The 15,039-nt window shown below is 51.0% G+C and carries 18 protein-coding genes and 1 riboswitch; of the genes, 5 read left to right on the forward strand and 13 right to left on the reverse strand.

All coding sequences use genetic code 11. The annotated features are described in order from the left end of the window. Nucleotides 1-29: 29 nt before the first annotated feature. From F3J30_RS06620 to F3J30_RS06650, 7 genes are all read right to left on the reverse strand, one after another. A complete protein-coding gene (locus F3J30_RS06620; protein ID WP_166716719.1) occupies nt 30-662 on the reverse strand; it encodes an urea amidolyase associated protein UAAP2 in 633 nt (210 codons plus the stop codon). 10 nt (nt 663-672) lie between these two features. Continuing rightward, nucleotides 673-1,386 carry an urea amidolyase associated protein UAAP1 gene (locus F3J30_RS06625; RefSeq protein ID WP_166716720.1) on the reverse strand — a complete coding sequence of 238 codons (714 nt, stop codon included), beginning with the start codon at nt 1,384-1,386 and terminating at the stop codon, nt 673-675. A 4-nt stretch (nt 1,387-1,390) separates the two neighbouring features. Next, nucleotides 1,391-2,167 (reverse strand): ABC transporter ATP-binding protein, encoded by a 777-nt coding sequence (locus F3J30_RS06630; protein WP_166716721.1) that lies wholly within the window; start codon nt 2,165-2,167, stop codon nt 1,391-1,393. Next, a complete protein-coding gene (locus F3J30_RS06635) occupies nt 2,164-2,979 on the reverse strand; it encodes an ABC transporter permease subunit (RefSeq protein ID WP_014070135.1) in 816 nt (271 codons plus the stop codon). Before F3J30_RS06635 ends, F3J30_RS06630 begins: the two co-directional genes overlap by 4 nt. Nucleotides 2,980-2,997: 18 nt before the next feature. Next, on the reverse strand, nt 2,998-4,056 hold the full coding sequence (locus F3J30_RS06640) for a putative urea ABC transporter substrate-binding protein (RefSeq protein ID WP_166716722.1): 1,059 nt from the start codon (nt 4,054-4,056) through the stop codon (nt 2,998-3,000). Between the two features lie 56 nt (nt 4,057-4,112). Next, nucleotides 4,113-4,211: riboswitch (guanidine-I (ykkC/yxkD leader) on the reverse strand. Nucleotides 4,212-4,404: 193 nt separating this feature from the next. Next, on the reverse strand, nt 4,405-4,995 hold the full coding sequence (locus F3J30_RS06645; protein WP_166717137.1) for a hypothetical protein: 591 nt from the start codon (nt 4,993-4,995) through the stop codon (nt 4,405-4,407). A 274-nt stretch (nt 4,996-5,269) separates the two neighbouring features. Next, the gene (locus F3J30_RS06650) at nt 5,270-6,991 is read right to left on the reverse strand and encodes a SulP family inorganic anion transporter (RefSeq protein ID WP_166716723.1); all 1,722 of its coding nucleotides are present in this window, start codon (nt 6,989-6,991) and stop codon (nt 5,270-5,272) included. Between the two features lie 282 nt (nt 6,992-7,273). On the opposite strand from F3J30_RS06650, the gene F3J30_RS06655 reads away from it, so the two are divergent. Then, nucleotides 7,274-7,753: a hypothetical protein gene (locus tag F3J30_RS06655; protein ID WP_166716724.1), complete on the forward strand. Its 480-nt coding sequence runs from the start codon at nt 7,274-7,276 to the stop codon at nt 7,751-7,753. A 1-nt stretch (nt 7,754) separates the two neighbouring features. Here F3J30_RS06655 and F3J30_RS06660 read toward each other — a convergent pair whose 3' ends face one another. From F3J30_RS06660 to F3J30_RS06670, 3 genes are all read right to left on the reverse strand, one after another. Beyond that, the gene (locus tag F3J30_RS06660) at nt 7,755-8,195 is read right to left on the reverse strand and encodes a GNAT family N-acetyltransferase (RefSeq protein WP_166716725.1); all 441 of its coding nucleotides are present in this window, start codon (nt 8,193-8,195) and stop codon (nt 7,755-7,757) included. A gap of 59 nt (nt 8,196-8,254) precedes the next feature. Continuing rightward, nucleotides 8,255-8,644, reverse strand: coding sequence for a GFA family protein (locus F3J30_RS06665; RefSeq protein ID WP_166716726.1), 390 nt, complete (start codon nt 8,642-8,644; stop codon nt 8,255-8,257). 76 nt (nt 8,645-8,720) lie between these two features. Then, nucleotides 8,721-9,155 carry a VOC family protein gene (locus tag F3J30_RS06670; RefSeq protein WP_166716727.1) on the reverse strand — a complete coding sequence of 145 codons (435 nt, stop codon included), beginning with the start codon at nt 9,153-9,155 and terminating at the stop codon, nt 8,721-8,723. 418 nt (nt 9,156-9,573) lie between these two features. Here F3J30_RS06670 and F3J30_RS06675 point away from each other — a divergent pair, with 418 nt between their 5' ends. After that, entirely contained in the window at nt 9,574-9,927 is a 354-nt protein-coding gene (locus tag F3J30_RS06675) for a hypothetical protein (RefSeq protein ID WP_247650524.1), read from the forward strand. Nucleotides 9,928-10,003: 76 nt separating this feature from the next. On the opposite strand, the gene F3J30_RS06680 is transcribed toward F3J30_RS06675, so the two are convergent. Further along, a complete protein-coding gene (locus F3J30_RS06680; protein WP_166716729.1) occupies nt 10,004-10,624 on the reverse strand; it encodes a LysE family translocator in 621 nt (206 codons plus the stop codon). Nucleotides 10,625-10,790: 166 nt separating this feature from the next. Further along, the gene (locus F3J30_RS06685; RefSeq protein ID WP_166716730.1) at nt 10,791-11,315 is read right to left on the reverse strand and encodes a phosphoribosyltransferase family protein; all 525 of its coding nucleotides are present in this window, start codon (nt 11,313-11,315) and stop codon (nt 10,791-10,793) included. Nucleotides 11,316-11,823: 508 nt separating this feature from the next. On the opposite strand from F3J30_RS06685, the gene F3J30_RS06695 reads away from it, so the two are divergent. Further along, nucleotides 11,824-12,588, forward strand: a complete 765-nt coding sequence (locus F3J30_RS06695) for a DeoR/GlpR family DNA-binding transcription regulator (RefSeq protein WP_166716731.1) — start codon at nt 11,824-11,826, stop codon at nt 12,586-12,588. Nucleotides 12,589-12,640: 52 nt separating this feature from the next. On the opposite strand, the gene F3J30_RS06700 is transcribed toward F3J30_RS06695, so the two are convergent. After that, complete coding sequence (locus F3J30_RS06700; protein ID WP_166716732.1) at nt 12,641-13,441, reverse strand: Cof-type HAD-IIB family hydrolase; 801 nt, start codon at nt 13,439-13,441, stop codon at nt 12,641-12,643. Nucleotides 13,442-13,697: 256 nt separating this feature from the next. On the opposite strand from F3J30_RS06700, the gene F3J30_RS06705 reads away from it, so the two are divergent. Continuing rightward, entirely contained in the window at nt 13,698-14,357 is a 660-nt protein-coding gene (locus F3J30_RS06705; RefSeq protein WP_166716733.1) for a DUF1345 domain-containing protein, read from the forward strand. Nucleotides 14,358-14,552: 195 nt separating this feature from the next. Then, entirely contained in the window at nt 14,553-15,032 is a 480-nt protein-coding gene (locus F3J30_RS06710) for an Rrf2 family transcriptional regulator (RefSeq protein ID WP_014070110.1), read from the forward strand. The last annotated feature ends 7 nt before the right edge of the window (nt 15,033-15,039 follow it).

Genomic DNA, 15,039 nt, shown 5'->3' on the forward strand with positions numbered 1-15,039 from the left:
CTTTCGCAGGCGCTGCCAGCGCCCTGGCGTCATTTCCATACCAGCACCTCTGCAGGCGTCGGGTTCCAGCCGTTGCAGGGGTTGTTGAGCTGCGGGCAATTGGAAATCAGCACAATGACGTTGCACTCCGCACGCAGCTCCACGTATTTCCCCGGCGCGGAAATGCCGTCTTCGAAGGTTAATCCGCCCTGCGGCGTCACCGGCACGTTCATAAAGAAGTTGATGTTGGCGCCAATATCGCGCTTTTGCAGGCGGCCATCATGCAGGCAGGCGCACAAGAAATTGTCGCGGCAGCTGTGCATATGGCGCTTGTCGAGGGAGTAACGCACGGTGTTACTTTCCTGAGCACAGGCGCCTCCGAGGGTGTCGTGACGTCCGCAGGTATCGGCGACAATAGTCAGCAACGGGTTGCCGAGGTTGGAGTACAGCACGCTGCCGGTGGTGAGATAGGCATTATTCTGGCGGCGCAGCGTGCGCTGGGCATCGTAGCGTTCGCGCGGGCTGTCGGCGTTATAAAACAGCGTGTCGACGGCCTGGTTACCTTCCAGATCGAGCAGGCGCAGGGTCTGCCCTTTTTTCACTTCGAACAGGTAAGGTTCGCCCGCCGGGATCACATGGCGGAAGCTGGCGTGTTGGGCGTTTTTTTCGCTGGCAACGGTCATTTGCGGCTCCTTACAGGGCAAAAAGTTGAGTGTTGGTGAAGGCGCGGTCATTTTCCGGGCGCGTAAGCAGCGCGTGAATGGCCGCCTCCTCGTCCTGCGCCTGTCGCCAGCTCAGCGCAACCGGGCGCGGTGCATACTCGGTGGAAGGATCCATCGGATGCTGTAACGCCGTCATCACCACCAGCACGTCCATCGGCGCGAACAGTTCGACATAACTGCCGGGCTGCGAATGGCCGCTGTGGAAGCTGAACTGGCCGTTGTTGTCCACTGACACCTTGCTGAAGAAGTTCACCACCATCAGCAGGTCTTCCAGGTTGAGATCCCACTTGCCCATCTCTACCAGCAGGTTGTCCGTGCCGTTACGGAAGAAGCCGTTACGTAATTCCTGATAACGTCCCTGACCATATTTTTCCGCCACTTCAGCCGCGTTGAGCACGCCGCCAAACGGATCATGCCAGCCGCAGGTATCGGCGGTGATCCCCGCCAGCACACGCCCCATATCGGAATAGAAGCAGTGTCCCGCCGTCAGGCGCGCGGTGTGCTGGCCTTTCAGGGTGTCAGGCAGGTTCAGGCGTTCACTTTTTTGGTGGGCGTTGAGCATCATCAGGCTGACGTTTGCCCCACCGTCGGTGTCTGTCATGCGCAGGATCTGCCCGCGTTTGAGGATAAAAGAGAGATGGCCGCCACCGGGCAGGATCTCTTCACGTAATGTCGTTGTATTCACAGGATTAACCCCTTAATGCGTAAACGTTATCTTGTGCAGTACCGCTCAGCGCGGAAAGGCGCGTCTCGTTGAGCGGGATGTCGTAAGTAATGCGCGCGCCGTAGGCGTTAGGTGCCTGTGGGTCAATGCGCACTTTGTCGAACACCAGCAAACGGGTGCCAAGGTTGAAGCCTTCAGAAAGATCGTGCGTGACCATAAAGACTGTCATGCGGGTTTCCCCCCACAGTTGCAGCAGCAAGGCGTGCATGTCTTTACGAATTCCCGGGTCGAGTGCACCGAAAGGTTCATCAAGCAACAACACGCGCGGCTGCATAATGAAGGCCTGGGCAATGGCCAGACGCTGCTGCATCCCGCCGGAGAGCTGTGAGGGATACTTGTGCAACGCGTGGCCAAGACCCACTTTTTCCAGCATCTGTGTTGCCCGTTCCCGCGCCGCGCGCTTTTTCGCGCCAAACAGCCGCCCGAACAGCGGGGATTGCGGCAGTTCAAGACCGATGGCAACGTTATCCAGCACGCTAAGGTGCGGGAAAACGGAGTAGCGCTGAAACACCACACCACGGCTGCTGTCCGGCTCTGCGCTCAGCACATTGCCGTCCAGCATGATGGAGCCCCGGCTTGGGGACTCCTGGCCCAGCAGCAGGCGTAAGAATGTCGATTTACCGCAGCCGGACGCCCCCACCATCGAGCAGAACTCACCCTCTTTCACCGTTAAATTCAGGTTCTCCAGCACCACGTGGTCGCCGTACTCCTGCCAGATATTGTTGATGGTGATAAAACTCATGCTTTTCCTCCTTCCGCCCACGGGAAACAGGTCTTGTGAAGCTTGCGCAGCGCCAGATCCATCAGCCATGCCAGCAGCGTGATCCACAGGACATAAGGGATGATGACATCCATGGCCATATAGCGGCGCACGAGGAAAATACGGTAGCCAAGCCCGGCAGTAGACGAGATTGCCTCCGCCGAAATCAGGAACAGCCACGCCGAGCCCAGCAGCAGACGCAGCGAGGTCAGCAAGCGGGATAGCAGCTGCGGCAGCACCACCCGCAGTACCAGCGTCCAGCTGTTTGCCCCCAGCGTCTGGGCTTTGATCAGGATCTCCGGCGGGATTTCACAGGCGCGATGTTCAAGGTCACGAGCCAGCATCGGGGTGATGCCGATAACAATCAGCATCACTTTTGATAGCTCGTCCAGCCCGAAAACGATAAACAGCACCGGTAAAATCGCCAGCGGTGGGATCATCGACAACACCGTCATCAGCGGTGACAGTGACGCCCGCCACAGCGGGAATACGCCGGAGGTGATGCCAATGCACAGGCCAATCAGCGACGCGATCGCCAGCCCGGTCAGCAGACGGGCCAGGCTCACCAGGGTATCCACCCAGAACAGGTACTCACCGCTGCGTTTATCCGGGCTAAACGCCATCCGTGAAAGTGCATCCAGCATCTGTTGCAGACCGGGCAAAAGTTTGTCCTGCGGGTTGGCTTCCAGCCGTACTGCGGAGCCAAAAAAGTAGGCGGCCAGCAGCAGGACGAAAGGCAACATCACAAGCATCAGCCTCATGCCCGAGGTGGGATGGCGGTTAATTTGTCGCATGGCGAACTCCGTCAGTTATCACAGCTTGCCGGCAGCGGCCATTTTCACGAAGCTGTCGTCAAAGCGCAGTTTCACGTTATTCGCATCACCCTGGATGACGTTGCCCGGGAAACTCATGCCGATAAAATCAGCACTCTGCGCCCCATCGCCCAACAGCCCTTTCTCGAAGGAGAATGACGCCACGCGCTGCATGGTTTTCGCCAGGTCTGCCGAGGTGACAAAGGCGATGTTGTCCTGCGGGGTGTAGAACAGGTGCGTCGTTTTCAGCTGCGCCTGATAACCCGCCAGATCGGTGCCGGAGGCAGCGGCCATCGCGTTCAGGGCGTTTGCGTCCTGCGCTTTCATCAGCACCATCATTTCGTACCATGCGCCGGTCAGTGCTTTGCCCAGTGCCGGGTTGTCTTTCAGGGTTTCACTGTTGACGACCATCATGTCGATGAGCTCGCCCGGTACCTGAGAGGAGCTAAAGACTTCAGTGGTTTTCGGTGTGGCTTTGATAACGGAAAGCTGCGGGTTCCAGGCCACGGCGGCCTGCACACTTGCCGTGCCAAACGCCGAGACGATATCCGCATCAGAGGTATTCACCACGGTGACGTCTTTCTCGGCCAGCCCGGCTTTTTCCAGGCCGCGCACCAGCAGGTAGTGGGAAACGGACAGCTCCGGCAGGTAGACCTTCATCCCTTTCAGGTCCTTGAGGGTTTTGCCCTCACCTTTCATCACTACGCCGTCGTTGCCTTCCGAGTAACTGCCGAGGATCAACGCCGTGGTATCGACCCCGCCCGCCGCCGGGATGGTCAGCGCGTCCATGTTGGTCATGGTGCAGCCGTCGAACTGGCCTGCGGTGTACTGGTTGATGGATTCGATATAGTCGTTGAGTTGTACGACATTGATTTTGATGCCGTATTTACTGGCCCATTTATCGATGATTTTGCTACTGCTGATGGTGCCCCAGGGCATCCAGCCGGCGTAGATGGTCCAGCAGACGTTGAATTCTTTTTTAACAGCAGCAAACGTGGGGAGACTGACCAGCATCGCCAGCGACAGTACAAGAGAGCGGAGTAATGGCGTTTTCTTCATTCTTGACCTCTGAGTGGCACAAAATTAGGGGGCAGCGCGACACCGTTGGTGCTGCTGTCTCCCGGGTTTTTGTCCCGCCGTGTAACCTCTCAGAGGTCGCCAGCTCTTGGACCAGCCATTCACCGTAGTGAACCGGAACCCTAGCCAGCTATTGTTCAAATTGTGTGGTGCTGCCCTTCAGTGAAAGAGTTTGCAAAGGATATGCCAGAATTTTTTATGTTTTTTATTAATGACTTAGAAATTATTACGGGTTGAGTTTCACTGTTTTGGGGAGGCGCGCGCAGGTGGTGCACTGTGGTGGGGCGTTGAGGCAGTTCTGGTTTCGGGGAGAGATTTCTCGCCAGCAGCTCACCCCAGCGCTTCAAGATTCGACTTAACAGCCTTTAACATCCTTTTGCGGATCCAGCCGCTTCCCGCCCGTATTGCGAGCCAGTAGGCAGCCATTTTTAGCTGAGTCGCTCTGTCAGGACAATAGATGAAGGTTTCTGTACTGAGTTCATGTTGGTCTGTCGTCAGTTCCGATACCTGATAGCGCAGTAAAAGCTTTGCGCTACCCGGCGCGATCGGTGCCTGAAAAGCGCGAGCATCCGGCACATCTTCCAGACCGAAATCCGCACGCCAGAACTGCCCTCTTAAGCCATAGCAGAGCTCAGTTGCAGAACTTTTCAACAGGGTAAAACTGTGCAACCCAAAGTCACTGGTCGCATGAGCTTGCTGGTTGGGCATAAATTTCTGCGGAATTTTCCGCAACGACATTAATCGCCGGATAACGGCGTCTTGCTGGACGTCAAATTGTGCAATTAACGGCAGAATAATTTCAGGACTCGTAGTGTGTATGATGGTGCGATGTTTTTCATGGAACTGAAACTGGGGTAAGAAGACAGGCGCATCCTGCCATTCAGCAAGCGCTTTGCGGGTAATGAATCCTGGGTTTAGCATTTTCATCCTGGTCATCCTTTCAACCCAGCCAGATTAACAGATACACCACCCCACGCAATTACCAGGAAAATGGAGTACTGGGGAATATAGCCATTGAACATTTACAGATGGTCTTAATATTCCCGTGTTGCTCATGAGGGGCAACCCTACTCACATCTCCTGTATTGCAGGAGGTGTGAGCTGGCGATATGGGTATGGGTTAACGGAACTCCATAGTGCTGCAATAACCCGGAGGCTAAAAAGCCGGTATTACACGCCTTTAGCCCGGTTTTGGCTATTCATCACCGGCTGGTTCACCCTCACTCACACTCTCTTTGCTTTGGATAAACCGGAGTGCCAGATAGAGGTCTGGTGCCAGAATCATGTCATCATCATTCATTGTTGGCCGGCTTTCTTTAAACCAACGTGTTAATTCTGTTTTCCTGCCCGCAAGGATCAATGTGATCTGTCGCCCTTTCAGATCGCGCTTTAATTCATTTATCGTTGCCAGGACGCTTATATCTGAATAGGTGAAGCAAGCAACGGCATCAATGACCACCCATTTAGGTTGTAATGCTGTACCATCAACTAAGTTTAATACCCGACGTTTAAAATAAGCCACGTTAAAATAAGTCAATGGGGAGTTAAATCGATACATCAGAACACCCGGGACCATTTTTATATCGGTTGTATTACCTAATGAGTGAATCATTCCATTTTCGTCGGTTCCCAGTAAGTGTTCAGAGGGACGAAAGACGGTACGCAGAAACTGTAACAGACCCAGCAACACCGCAAGCCCGATCCCCTGGATAACACCGATAATTAAAACACAGCCAAACGTGAAGAAGGCCAGGCGAAATGCCTGTTTATTTCTTCGTCTCAGATTCCATAACCCGCGTAAATCAATCAATGACCAGGATGCATACATTAAAACAATGCCTAATGCAGAGACTGGAATAAACTGTAATGGCTGAGTGAAAAAAACGATCACGATACCGATGAGTAAGGCTGCGACAATGGAAACCAGCTGGCTTTTTCCCCCTGTTGAATCATTAACTGCGGTTCGGGAATCGGCGCCGCTGATAGCAAAACCCTGAGATAATCCAGACATCAGATTCGCAATACCCAGAGCCCTGAACTCCGCATCAGCATTAATGTCATAGCCATTTTTGGCGGCGAAACTGCGAGCGGTCAGCATCAGACTGACAAAACTGACCAACGCCAGGTTCAGCGCCGGGATCACTAAATCACGCATCGGGCCTGGCTGGAATGTCGCCCAGTTAACGACAGGTAAACCCGGCTGAAAACCGTCTCCTCCAATAGTGGCAATCCCATAATTTTGTGCATGGGTTCCCCATACCAGGGCCGTTGTTATCACAATGGCAATTAACGGTGCTGGCCAGTGGCTGCGATACGTTTTGATAACCATCAAAATAGCTAACGTTAAAAGTGATAACCCAAAGGTTAATAAATGGCTGTCTGCAATTCGGCCTGGCAAGGCCATTATTTTCTCAATAACCTGCGCCTCATCAAGCGAGATCCCCAAGACCTTGCCTAATTGCCCGACAATAATCGTCACGGCGACACCATTAAGCAAACCCGTAAGAATGGGATGAGAAAGCAAGTCAGCAAGCGCGCCGAGGCGAAATTTACTGGCAAGCAGGCACCAGCCGCCCATCATCAATGTCATGATGATCGTCAGTTGCCAGTGCAGTTCAGGATTTCCTGATGAAAGGGGAAACACGACGGCCGCAATCACCGCGCAGGTTGTTGCATCAGGGCCAACAATGAGCTGACGTGAAGAACCAAACAGTGCATAAGCTATCATCGGTAAAACGCAGGAATACAACCCTACGATGGCCCCAACTCCCGCCAACTCAGCGTAAGCAATAGCAACGGGTAGTGCGACAGCCGCAACAGATAACCCGGCTTTAACATCATGTTTTAGCCAGCTTTTATCGTAGGCTAATAAATTTTGTAAACCAGGCATGTAATTTAATAATAATTTCCCGAACACGCTATTCTCCGGATATTGTTCTTACCCACGCAATGTTGGCACACTTCTGAGTGAGGTTCTGGTTTTCAAATGCTTCCGGAATGAGAAAGTCGCTGCTCAGGCCACAATGACACTGCAACCAACTTATTATTCTGACTGGTGTTAAACATAGTTCAAAAACCACTACTTAGTCGGAGTGGACTTTTTGGTAGTTGTCAGCGGGGAGGTATTTCAGCAGAATGAAACCGCCTTTAATACTGACCACGAGTTGTACACAAAAGTAAGGATGCAGGAGATCGCGCTATGCGTACTCATCAACTGAACAAGCCCCGCAAACTGTATCGCCGCGAGAACACGACGACGCGGCACCATTCTTCTAATCCGGGTGCGGAGTATCGCTGGGAGCGCAATCGTAAAAAGGTCTGTGATGAACTGCTGGCAACGCGCGAGACAATGCACAGCGAGCAGAAGCGTGGCCGGGACTACACGCCTTTGTTTTACTTTCTGATCAAACAGATTGGCCAGCCGTGGGATGACATATTTAGCGAAGTATGTGGACGCCTTGATACCACAGAGCCCGTATTCTGGCTGGTGGCACTCCATGAACATCATCAACAGGATTTAGTCCGCATTGGTGAAAGCAGTTTTTATCCGGGTCTGTTTGTTGATGAGAATGGAATTCTGCAACAGGTAAACCCGTCAATTAGCGGGAAGGACGTTGTGGTGACTTGCCGCTGTTGCACACACACTTATATGGGTGAACCTGTACCCTCGATGGATTGAGTCAAACGTCGCGGGATTTCTCTAATCTGATATCCGTGCCATCGATGTTCTTTTTTTTAACCCAGCCGAGTTGCATATAGAATTGCGCCGCACGACTATTTTTATCCGTTTCCAGCCAGGCCGTTTCATGGTGCTTAAATAATTCATGCTCGGCTAGTTCGACAAGGCGACGACCAATCCCCCTGCCCTCATATTCTGGCAAAACAAACGCCGCAAAGAGACAGCCTTCATCCGGCAAAATCATCGAGAAGCCAATGACGTTGTCGTTTAGGATCGCAACCCATGCACATTGGCTCTGCTCAATCATATCGGCAACGGCGCTTTCGGTAATCCCTATCAGTCGCATTTCTTCACGGCTCAAATGATTCTCAGTAACCGACGTTCTGACGTCGAAAATACTATTAACATCAGAAGGTTGAGCTGTTCTTATAAAGATTGTCATAGGACTTAATCCATATAGGGCAAAGATTCATATTGAGGATCTGCTCGCAACCTCCTCGTTCAGGAGGCGGTATCAGGCATGATTTTTCTCCACCAGTCTGGTTTCATATCCTGAAACGAGTGGGACTGGGGCGAAAATATGAGGCATTCGTTGTGATCAAAGGCACCGCTGAGTAAAGCCGTCACCGGAGCGTCATCGATAGCACCCATTGAGCTACCACAGCTGGGGCAGAACGCTCTGGATGACGTCTCAGATGAGCGATACAGAGAAGGTATGCCCCCTTCTCCAGTCCATTCAACATCCGCCGAGTGGAATTCAAGCCATACCGCGGTCTGACAACCAGAATGTTTCTGGCATATATCGCAGGAGCAGGAATGAGTGGAAACAGGGTTAATTGCTGTGAATCGGATCAATCCACATAAACATCCGCCTGACAATTTTATATCCATATGAGTTGATACCTTATCAACGCTCAGGGAATGGCAACGATAGCATCGTCCGCTTCGAGCCTGGAACGGTCCGTGTTTACCCGCGAAGCCATGGGGTTATTGTAAGCCCTGTAAGCAACCCTTCAGGGCTAAGCAGACGCGTAACGGTTTGCCCCCAGGGCTCTGTGCGATTAGCCACCAGCAGACGGTACCCCTTCTCACTCAGGATACGGGTAGCAACGTCGAGATCCTGAACCTCATATTCAATCCATCCCTGCGGTATTGGGTGTTCGGTTGGCCACTGCTCCGTGCCAAAACATGAATTTGCGGCCTGTGATAACGGCCAGACAGCAAAATGCTTAACGCCCTTCAGCCTGTTTTCCGATAGCAGATAATCGCAGTTACCTTCCATGGGCTTAAGCGGCAAACCGAGTACCTGTACATAAAACTCGGAACTGTCTTCAGCGTTCTGCGAAATGGGCCCAAACCCAGCGACAAACAAGACGTCAATTTCCGGTAAATTCTGCGACATACCTGCTTCCTTGATTCTCTGAAATTGAATCCTGAATATATCCTACGGCCCACTGAATCACCACGCCCAATATTGGCATTTGAGTGCCCTGTAAGCGGCAACAATAACCTTCGCTTCTCGCTCAGATAGTTCGTCCGCACCTTGTCAGAAGCGAACATTAATAGCTAATGAATCACCGCGAGTAAGCCTGCATTCGGAAAAGGACTTATCTCAATAGCGATGAATCCGCAGTTGATAGCGAGTGATTTTTCATTTCTGAGCCGGTTTGTTTCATGTCGGCTGCTACCGCAGAGCTTTCTTACAGGACACACAGCGAACGCTTAAAACGGTATTGATCTTTCGCAGTGAACATTTTAGTTTCACAAAATCAGTCTTTCTCACCTCTCAACTCAAGTTAAGGATAACCATGCTTTGTCGAATGATTGTTGTATTGACAGGGATACTGAATTTAACAAGTTGCGTAGTGGCGGATATGGATTCTACAAACCATACCTCGGTCCCCTGGATACAGGTCTTTCAAAAAGTGGATTCGACAGGACAAACCAATAGTCATGAACGGAAGGAGGCGCTCTATAGTTGCGGCGTTGATCGACGTGAAAATCTCGACGACAAAAATTGGGGGTTAAATACTGTTTATAAAAATCAGACTATTGAAGAAATGATGGAAAGAAAAGACAGAGTTATCTCCTGCATGAAAAGTAAAGGCTATCAGGTTTATGGTTTCGAACAGTGCGGGCCGTTAAAAGCGCCCAGCGGGTTATGCCCAAATTAATACGTTCCTCACTGCGGGCGTACTTGTGCCCCCATCAGTTTTGTGCCGGAAGCGGGCATTTACAACCAGCCCAGGGCTATCTCGTGCTCATAGCGAGTTTAGCCGCGAAGCATAAAAATAAGCCGCCTGTGGCTCTATCCATCACCCGAACAACGCGACGTTTCTTCAATACGGCTGATGCAAAATGCGTGGATAAGATCAGTGTGAGTGACCAAATAGTCCCAATCGCAACGTGGATGCTGACCAGGATAAATGTCCATATAAAAGGAGAGTGACCGGCAGGTATGAACTGCGGCAAGAAAGAGACATAGAAAATGCCCATTTTAGGATTGAGCACATTCCCCAACATTCCTCTGATAAACCAGCTCCCCTGAGAACCGCTGTCGTCATCGCCATCACTGAAAGATGATCGGGGACGCAGCAGCAGTTGTAAGCCCAGCCAGCTCAGGTAGATCGCACCGCAAACTTTGAGCACAGTGTAAGCCATCTCTGAAACCGCCAGAAGAGCACCAAGACCTAACGCAACCAGCGCCCCCCATACAAAACAGCCAGCATCAATGCCAAGCGCAGCATGAAAAGCCTTTTTGCCGCCCTCAGCACAAGCGGTGCGCAGAATAAGTGCCGTATCGAGGCCGGGAGTAAGGGTAAGTAACAGTGCTGCGAGAGAGAATGCGAAGAGGGAATCGTTAACTGTCATTTTCTTTATCCGAAAGAGCAGATGCTAATCATTTAGTTCCCAACAATCAATCCAACAAATATTATTTGTTAAGGATCCGCTCTTCGCCCGGAGCGGATCTACCGCTTAGTTAGCGCGTCCGCTCCGTGCCATGAGCGGACGTTGCTAGTTTTAACCAGAAAATTGCTCAGTTATCTTTGATCAACTGAGATACGCAGGGCAAATTACGGAACTTGTTCTGCCAGGGCATGCCGTAGCCTATCAGCAGATCATCATTCTCCATTTCATAAGCGTAATAACAGCGCGCAGGAATGGATATGCGGCCGGGTTTAACGAAAAGCACGGCAACCGAGACTGACTGTGGGTTATATTTTTCGTTAAGATGTTCAACAAGCCGTTTCATTGTCCCCCCGGATTCGATCGCGTCATCGATAACAATCACATTTCGTCCTTCAATGCCGATGTTATTATGGAAGACAATCTCTGACGCGTTATTGCGCTCCCCAGGTGTGTGCGGGCAAGAAATATAATCCATTTCAACATCAAATTTCAGCTTTCTGGTTAAGTCAGCGGTGAGGAATATCCCTCCTGGTGTAACGGTAATAATCACCGCATCACTGAAGTCAGAATTAAGCCTGTCGGCAACAAGATTGACACCTTCCGCGATTGCGGATTCGTTGAGTATGATTTTTCCTGCATACGAATGATTCATTTTAGTCACTCTCCTTTACTGAATCTATTTTGACACTCTGGCGGGCCCCCACCGGCTATAGCCCTGTCCGGAATATCACGGGTCACAACGCTCCCTGCGGCAATAACAACATCATTGCCGATCTTCACTCCCGGAAGAATGACCGATTTACCTCCAACCTGGACGCGGTCGCCGATTGGTTTCCTCTGTATTCAATGTATCATCGGCGGGCGATGCTTCGTGAAAATATCAGTTCAATCGCTTAGTGCCTCTTTGAGATAGAGAACAAGCATTGCTGATAATGCGTTATGTTTATGAGTCTCAAACCACGCGGAACTGAGTTTTTCCATATTCACAGCGTATTGCTCAAGTCTTTTCATACATACTGGCGCACACATTTTTTCTGCTCTCCTGATCAACATGGTCAAAAGATACCTGCCCGGTACATCACACGTGTATGATATTCACAGAACCACTATGCTTCACTGTGTACACTTATGCAATGTTATGTTTATTCTGAGAGTGTAGAATGATTGATTATGACGCCCTGCCTGAACAGAGACAGGAAGTGATTTACCAGATGCTGCAGCAGACCGGTCGGGTGATTGGCGCTGATATTGCCCGCCAGTTGGGCGTGTCTGAACACACGATACGCAGAGATTTGCAGGCGATGGTCCGCAAGGGCATGTGTAAAAAGGTCTACGGGGGGGCTGTCAGCCAGTTCAAACAATCTGCAAGCTTTGAAACGCGGGTAATGCACAGCATTGAGGAAAAGTCAGGGGTAGCAAGGCGTTGTGCGGAACTGATCAGACCCGGAACCTGTATCTTTATAGATGGGGGGTCGACGTATCTTGCTATGGTCAGCTTCATTCCTGAGGATTACGATCTCACTATCGTGACAAATTCCCCACAAATAGCAGCGGCCCTGAGCGGACGCAAGCAGGGGGAAGTTATTATGCTGGGCGGAAAACTCAATTCACAGACCGGAAGCATTTTGGGGTCAGAGCCGCTTAATCACGTCAGGGAGATGTTGTTTGATCAGATGTTTATCGGCGTCTGCGGATTAGACCTTCAGGCAGGGCTGACGGCTGTTTACTATGAGGATGCCTGCTTCAAAAAAGAAGTGATGCGCCAGAGCAATGAGGTTATCGCCGCTGTCATTGCGGATAAAATGCCTCAGGTCGCCCGGTATAAAGTCGCTTCATGTGAGGATCTTGATGTCGTCGTGGCAAGCAGCCAAACGGATACAAGCTCTCTTGCGCATACAAATATACGGCTGGAAATTGCAGGCTGATATGCACCCAATCTTCGGGAAGGCATGTGTTAAGCCTTCCCTTTCATTCCCGTCAGGATTGTAGTGCAAGCAGGCGGTTGATGGTTTCCATTACCGCACTGTCATCGTTGGTTCCGGTGACAAAACGCGCCGCGTGCTTTACCTCTTCAAAAGCGTTTCGCATGGCAAAGCTATATTCTGCCTGGGCCAGAAGCTCCAGATCGTTGTAGCCGTCACCAAAGGCCATTGTTTCTGCCGGACTGACATTCAGGATTTCCTGAAGTTTTTGTACGGTGCTTCCCTTGTGCACGCCATAACCGGCAATATCTATCCATGAGGCTTCAGACACCACGATGTACACATCATCCTCAAACGGACTCAAGTGCGGGCGAGTTTGCGGGCAATTTCCTTCCTCATCAAAAACAGTGATTTTGACAAAATCACTGTCGACCCTGTCAAAGTCCACGGTCTCTAGCATGCGGGCGTAGGAGCGTCTGACTTTATCCTTAAGATGCTGCGGAACATCAGAGCGAACAATCGCGCCTTCCGGAGTACAGGCAATAATGACATGCGTGGAGCTCACTTCCTCTAGCGTGTTAATGATTGCCTTGCCTGTAGCATTATCTATCAGTGACTGAAAGGCAAAATTACCCTTATGTTTGATGCGTGTAGCGCTATCGCCCACTATCCAGATGTCTTTACTTAATTCCCCGAAAAGCTCTTCCACCCGCTCGCATTGCTTGCCGGTACATGCAGCAAAATGCACCCCGTTGGACAACATATTCGCCCACGTTTTGGCAAATAAATCACGGTCATAGTCCCCATGGCTGTTTAAAAATGTGCCATCAAGATCCGTAATAATCAGTTTTATCATGCTTCCTCCTGACTGCCTGGTCATCAATAGTCGTTTTGAACACATAAATCTGAGCGCTTACACGTATGTAATTCAAAGTATCACCGCATGATAGATCATGCAAAGTTATGTTTATTTGTGTTCATTTTATTGATGGGTAAGCAAGAGATAATGGCCGTCCTGTGCCTGGAAGCGGATTTGTGCCGCCGCGGGACGTTCAAATCGTCAACGGGTGTCTATAGTTAATCTATCGTCCCTTCGCTAATACACTCACATCATGCTCTTTTCTTTCAGAACGTATTTTCACGGGCGCATGCGTTTGCTGGTTGCTATTTTGGCCGGAGTCATCTGCTTTTTAGCCCTTCCCCCCGAGCAGGGATATCTGCAACGGTTGCTGATAGGCTGGAATGTGCTGGCGTGGCTATATTTGTTCTTTCTGTGGTTTCGTATGTTACGCACTGATGTGAAGGATATTCCGCATATTGCCAGAATGCAGGATGAGAGCGCAGGGCTGGTGCTGGGCATGATGATTCTTGGCTGCCTGGTCAGTATCCTGGCGATCCTGATTGAGTTGACCTCACTAAAGCACCTCACCGGAACACCGCGCGTGCTGCATCTGCTGTTGACCGGTACCACGCTGGCGGTTTCCTGGGCCTTATTGCCCACTTCATTTGCCATGCATTACGCTCACCACCATTACCTACACCGAAGTAAAAACGTCACGCCGATGATCTTTCCGGAAAAACCGGAAGAACCCGGTTACTGGGATTTCCTCTATTTTTCCTTCACTATCGCTGTCGCGTCACAAACCGCCGATGTGGCGACCGGTACCACCGACATACGACAAATTACGTTGCTCCAGTCCGTGATTTCTTTTGTATTCAATCTGGCGATCCTTGGTCTGTCGGTGAACGTCGGCGCCGGGCTTCTGAGTTGAACTTCCGCAGAAGGTGGCTCATGGTGATGGTTGACGTCTCGCATCGCGCGTTCGCATGAAAAGAATATGATGTTCGATCACGAATGCCGCAGATTGCTTCAAAATAATTACCGTATTTGTTATATTGTTGTTTATTGCTTATTCACCTCTGCGGTGCCAAAAAGAACAAGATTCACCGCAACCCAGGACATAAAAATGTTAGATTACCGCTTCCCGACAGCTTTGCAGATGGTTCTCAGCGTAGCGATGGCGGAGCAATTGGGTGAACGTTCGACGAGTGCAATTCTGGCCTACGGCCTGGAAGCGAATCCGAGCTTCATCCGCAAATTGATGGTTCCGCTCACGCGTGACGGCATTATCGTCTCAACGCTTGGCCGTAACGGCTCAATTCATCTTGGTCGCCCGCCGGAAGAGATCACCCTGCGCGACATCTACCTTTCCGTTATCGAAGATAAAAAGCTGTGGGCGTCGCGCCCTGATGTACCGCCCCGCTGCGTGGTCAGCGCTAACGCCTGCTGGTACTTTAAATCGATTTCTGAAGAAGCTGAGCAGGCGTCGTTAGAGGTTTTAGCCCGCCATACCGTGGCGAGCGCCCTGGAAGCGGTGAAAAACGCCGACAGCAGCGGATGTGATCCGCTCCCCGAGCTTATGGCTCAGTATCAAAAATCCTCTTAACGCTCTC

The sequence above is a fragment of the Enterobacter sp. Tr-810 genome (genome assembly GCF_011752765.1).
GTDB classification, from domain to species: domain Bacteria; phylum Pseudomonadota; class Gammaproteobacteria; order Enterobacterales; family Enterobacteriaceae; genus Enterobacter; species Enterobacter soli.

Excerpts from the sequence above, each read along its gene's own strand:
- F3J30_RS06620 (WP_166716719.1), bottom strand. The coding sequence starts at position 662 with ATGACCGTTGCCAGCGAAAAAAACGCCCAACACGCCAGCTTCCGCCAT.
- F3J30_RS06630 (WP_166716721.1), bottom strand. The coding sequence starts at position 2,167 with ATGAGTTTTATCACCATCAACAATATCTGGCAGGAGTACGGCGACCAC.
- F3J30_RS06635 (WP_014070135.1), bottom strand. The coding sequence starts at position 2,979 with ATGCGACAAATTAACCGCCATCCCACCTCGGGCATGAGGCTGATGCTT.
- F3J30_RS06640 (WP_166716722.1), bottom strand. The coding sequence starts at position 4,056 with ATGAAGAAAACGCCATTACTCCGCTCTCTTGTACTGTCGCTGGCGATG.
- F3J30_RS06645 (WP_166717137.1), bottom strand. The coding sequence starts at position 4,995 with ATGCTAAACCCAGGATTCATTACCCGCAAAGCGCTTGCTGAATGGCAG.
- F3J30_RS06655 (WP_166716724.1), top strand. The coding sequence starts at position 7,274 with ATGCGTACTCATCAACTGAACAAGCCCCGCAAACTGTATCGCCGCGAG.
- F3J30_RS06660 (WP_166716725.1), bottom strand. The coding sequence starts at position 8,195 with ATGACAATCTTTATAAGAACAGCTCAACCTTCTGATGTTAATAGTATT.
- F3J30_RS06665 (WP_166716726.1), bottom strand. The coding sequence starts at position 8,644 with ATGGATATAAAATTGTCAGGCGGATGTTTATGTGGATTGATCCGATTC.
- F3J30_RS06670 (WP_166716727.1), bottom strand. The coding sequence starts at position 9,155 with ATGTCGCAGAATTTACCGGAAATTGACGTCTTGTTTGTCGCTGGGTTT.
- F3J30_RS06675 (WP_247650524.1), top strand. The coding sequence starts at position 9,574 with ATGATTGTTGTATTGACAGGGATACTGAATTTAACAAGTTGCGTAGTG.
- F3J30_RS06680 (WP_166716729.1), bottom strand. The coding sequence starts at position 10,624 with ATGACAGTTAACGATTCCCTCTTCGCATTCTCTCTCGCAGCACTGTTA.
- F3J30_RS06685 (WP_166716730.1), bottom strand. The coding sequence starts at position 11,315 with ATGAATCATTCGTATGCAGGAAAAATCATACTCAACGAATCCGCAATC.
- F3J30_RS06695 (WP_166716731.1), top strand. The coding sequence starts at position 11,824 with ATGATTGATTATGACGCCCTGCCTGAACAGAGACAGGAAGTGATTTAC.
- F3J30_RS06700 (WP_166716732.1), bottom strand. The coding sequence starts at position 13,441 with ATGATAAAACTGATTATTACGGATCTTGATGGCACATTTTTAAACAGC.
- F3J30_RS06705 (WP_166716733.1), top strand. The coding sequence starts at position 13,698 with ATGCTCTTTTCTTTCAGAACGTATTTTCACGGGCGCATGCGTTTGCTG.
- F3J30_RS06710 (WP_014070110.1), top strand. The coding sequence starts at position 14,553 with ATGTTAGATTACCGCTTCCCGACAGCTTTGCAGATGGTTCTCAGCGTA.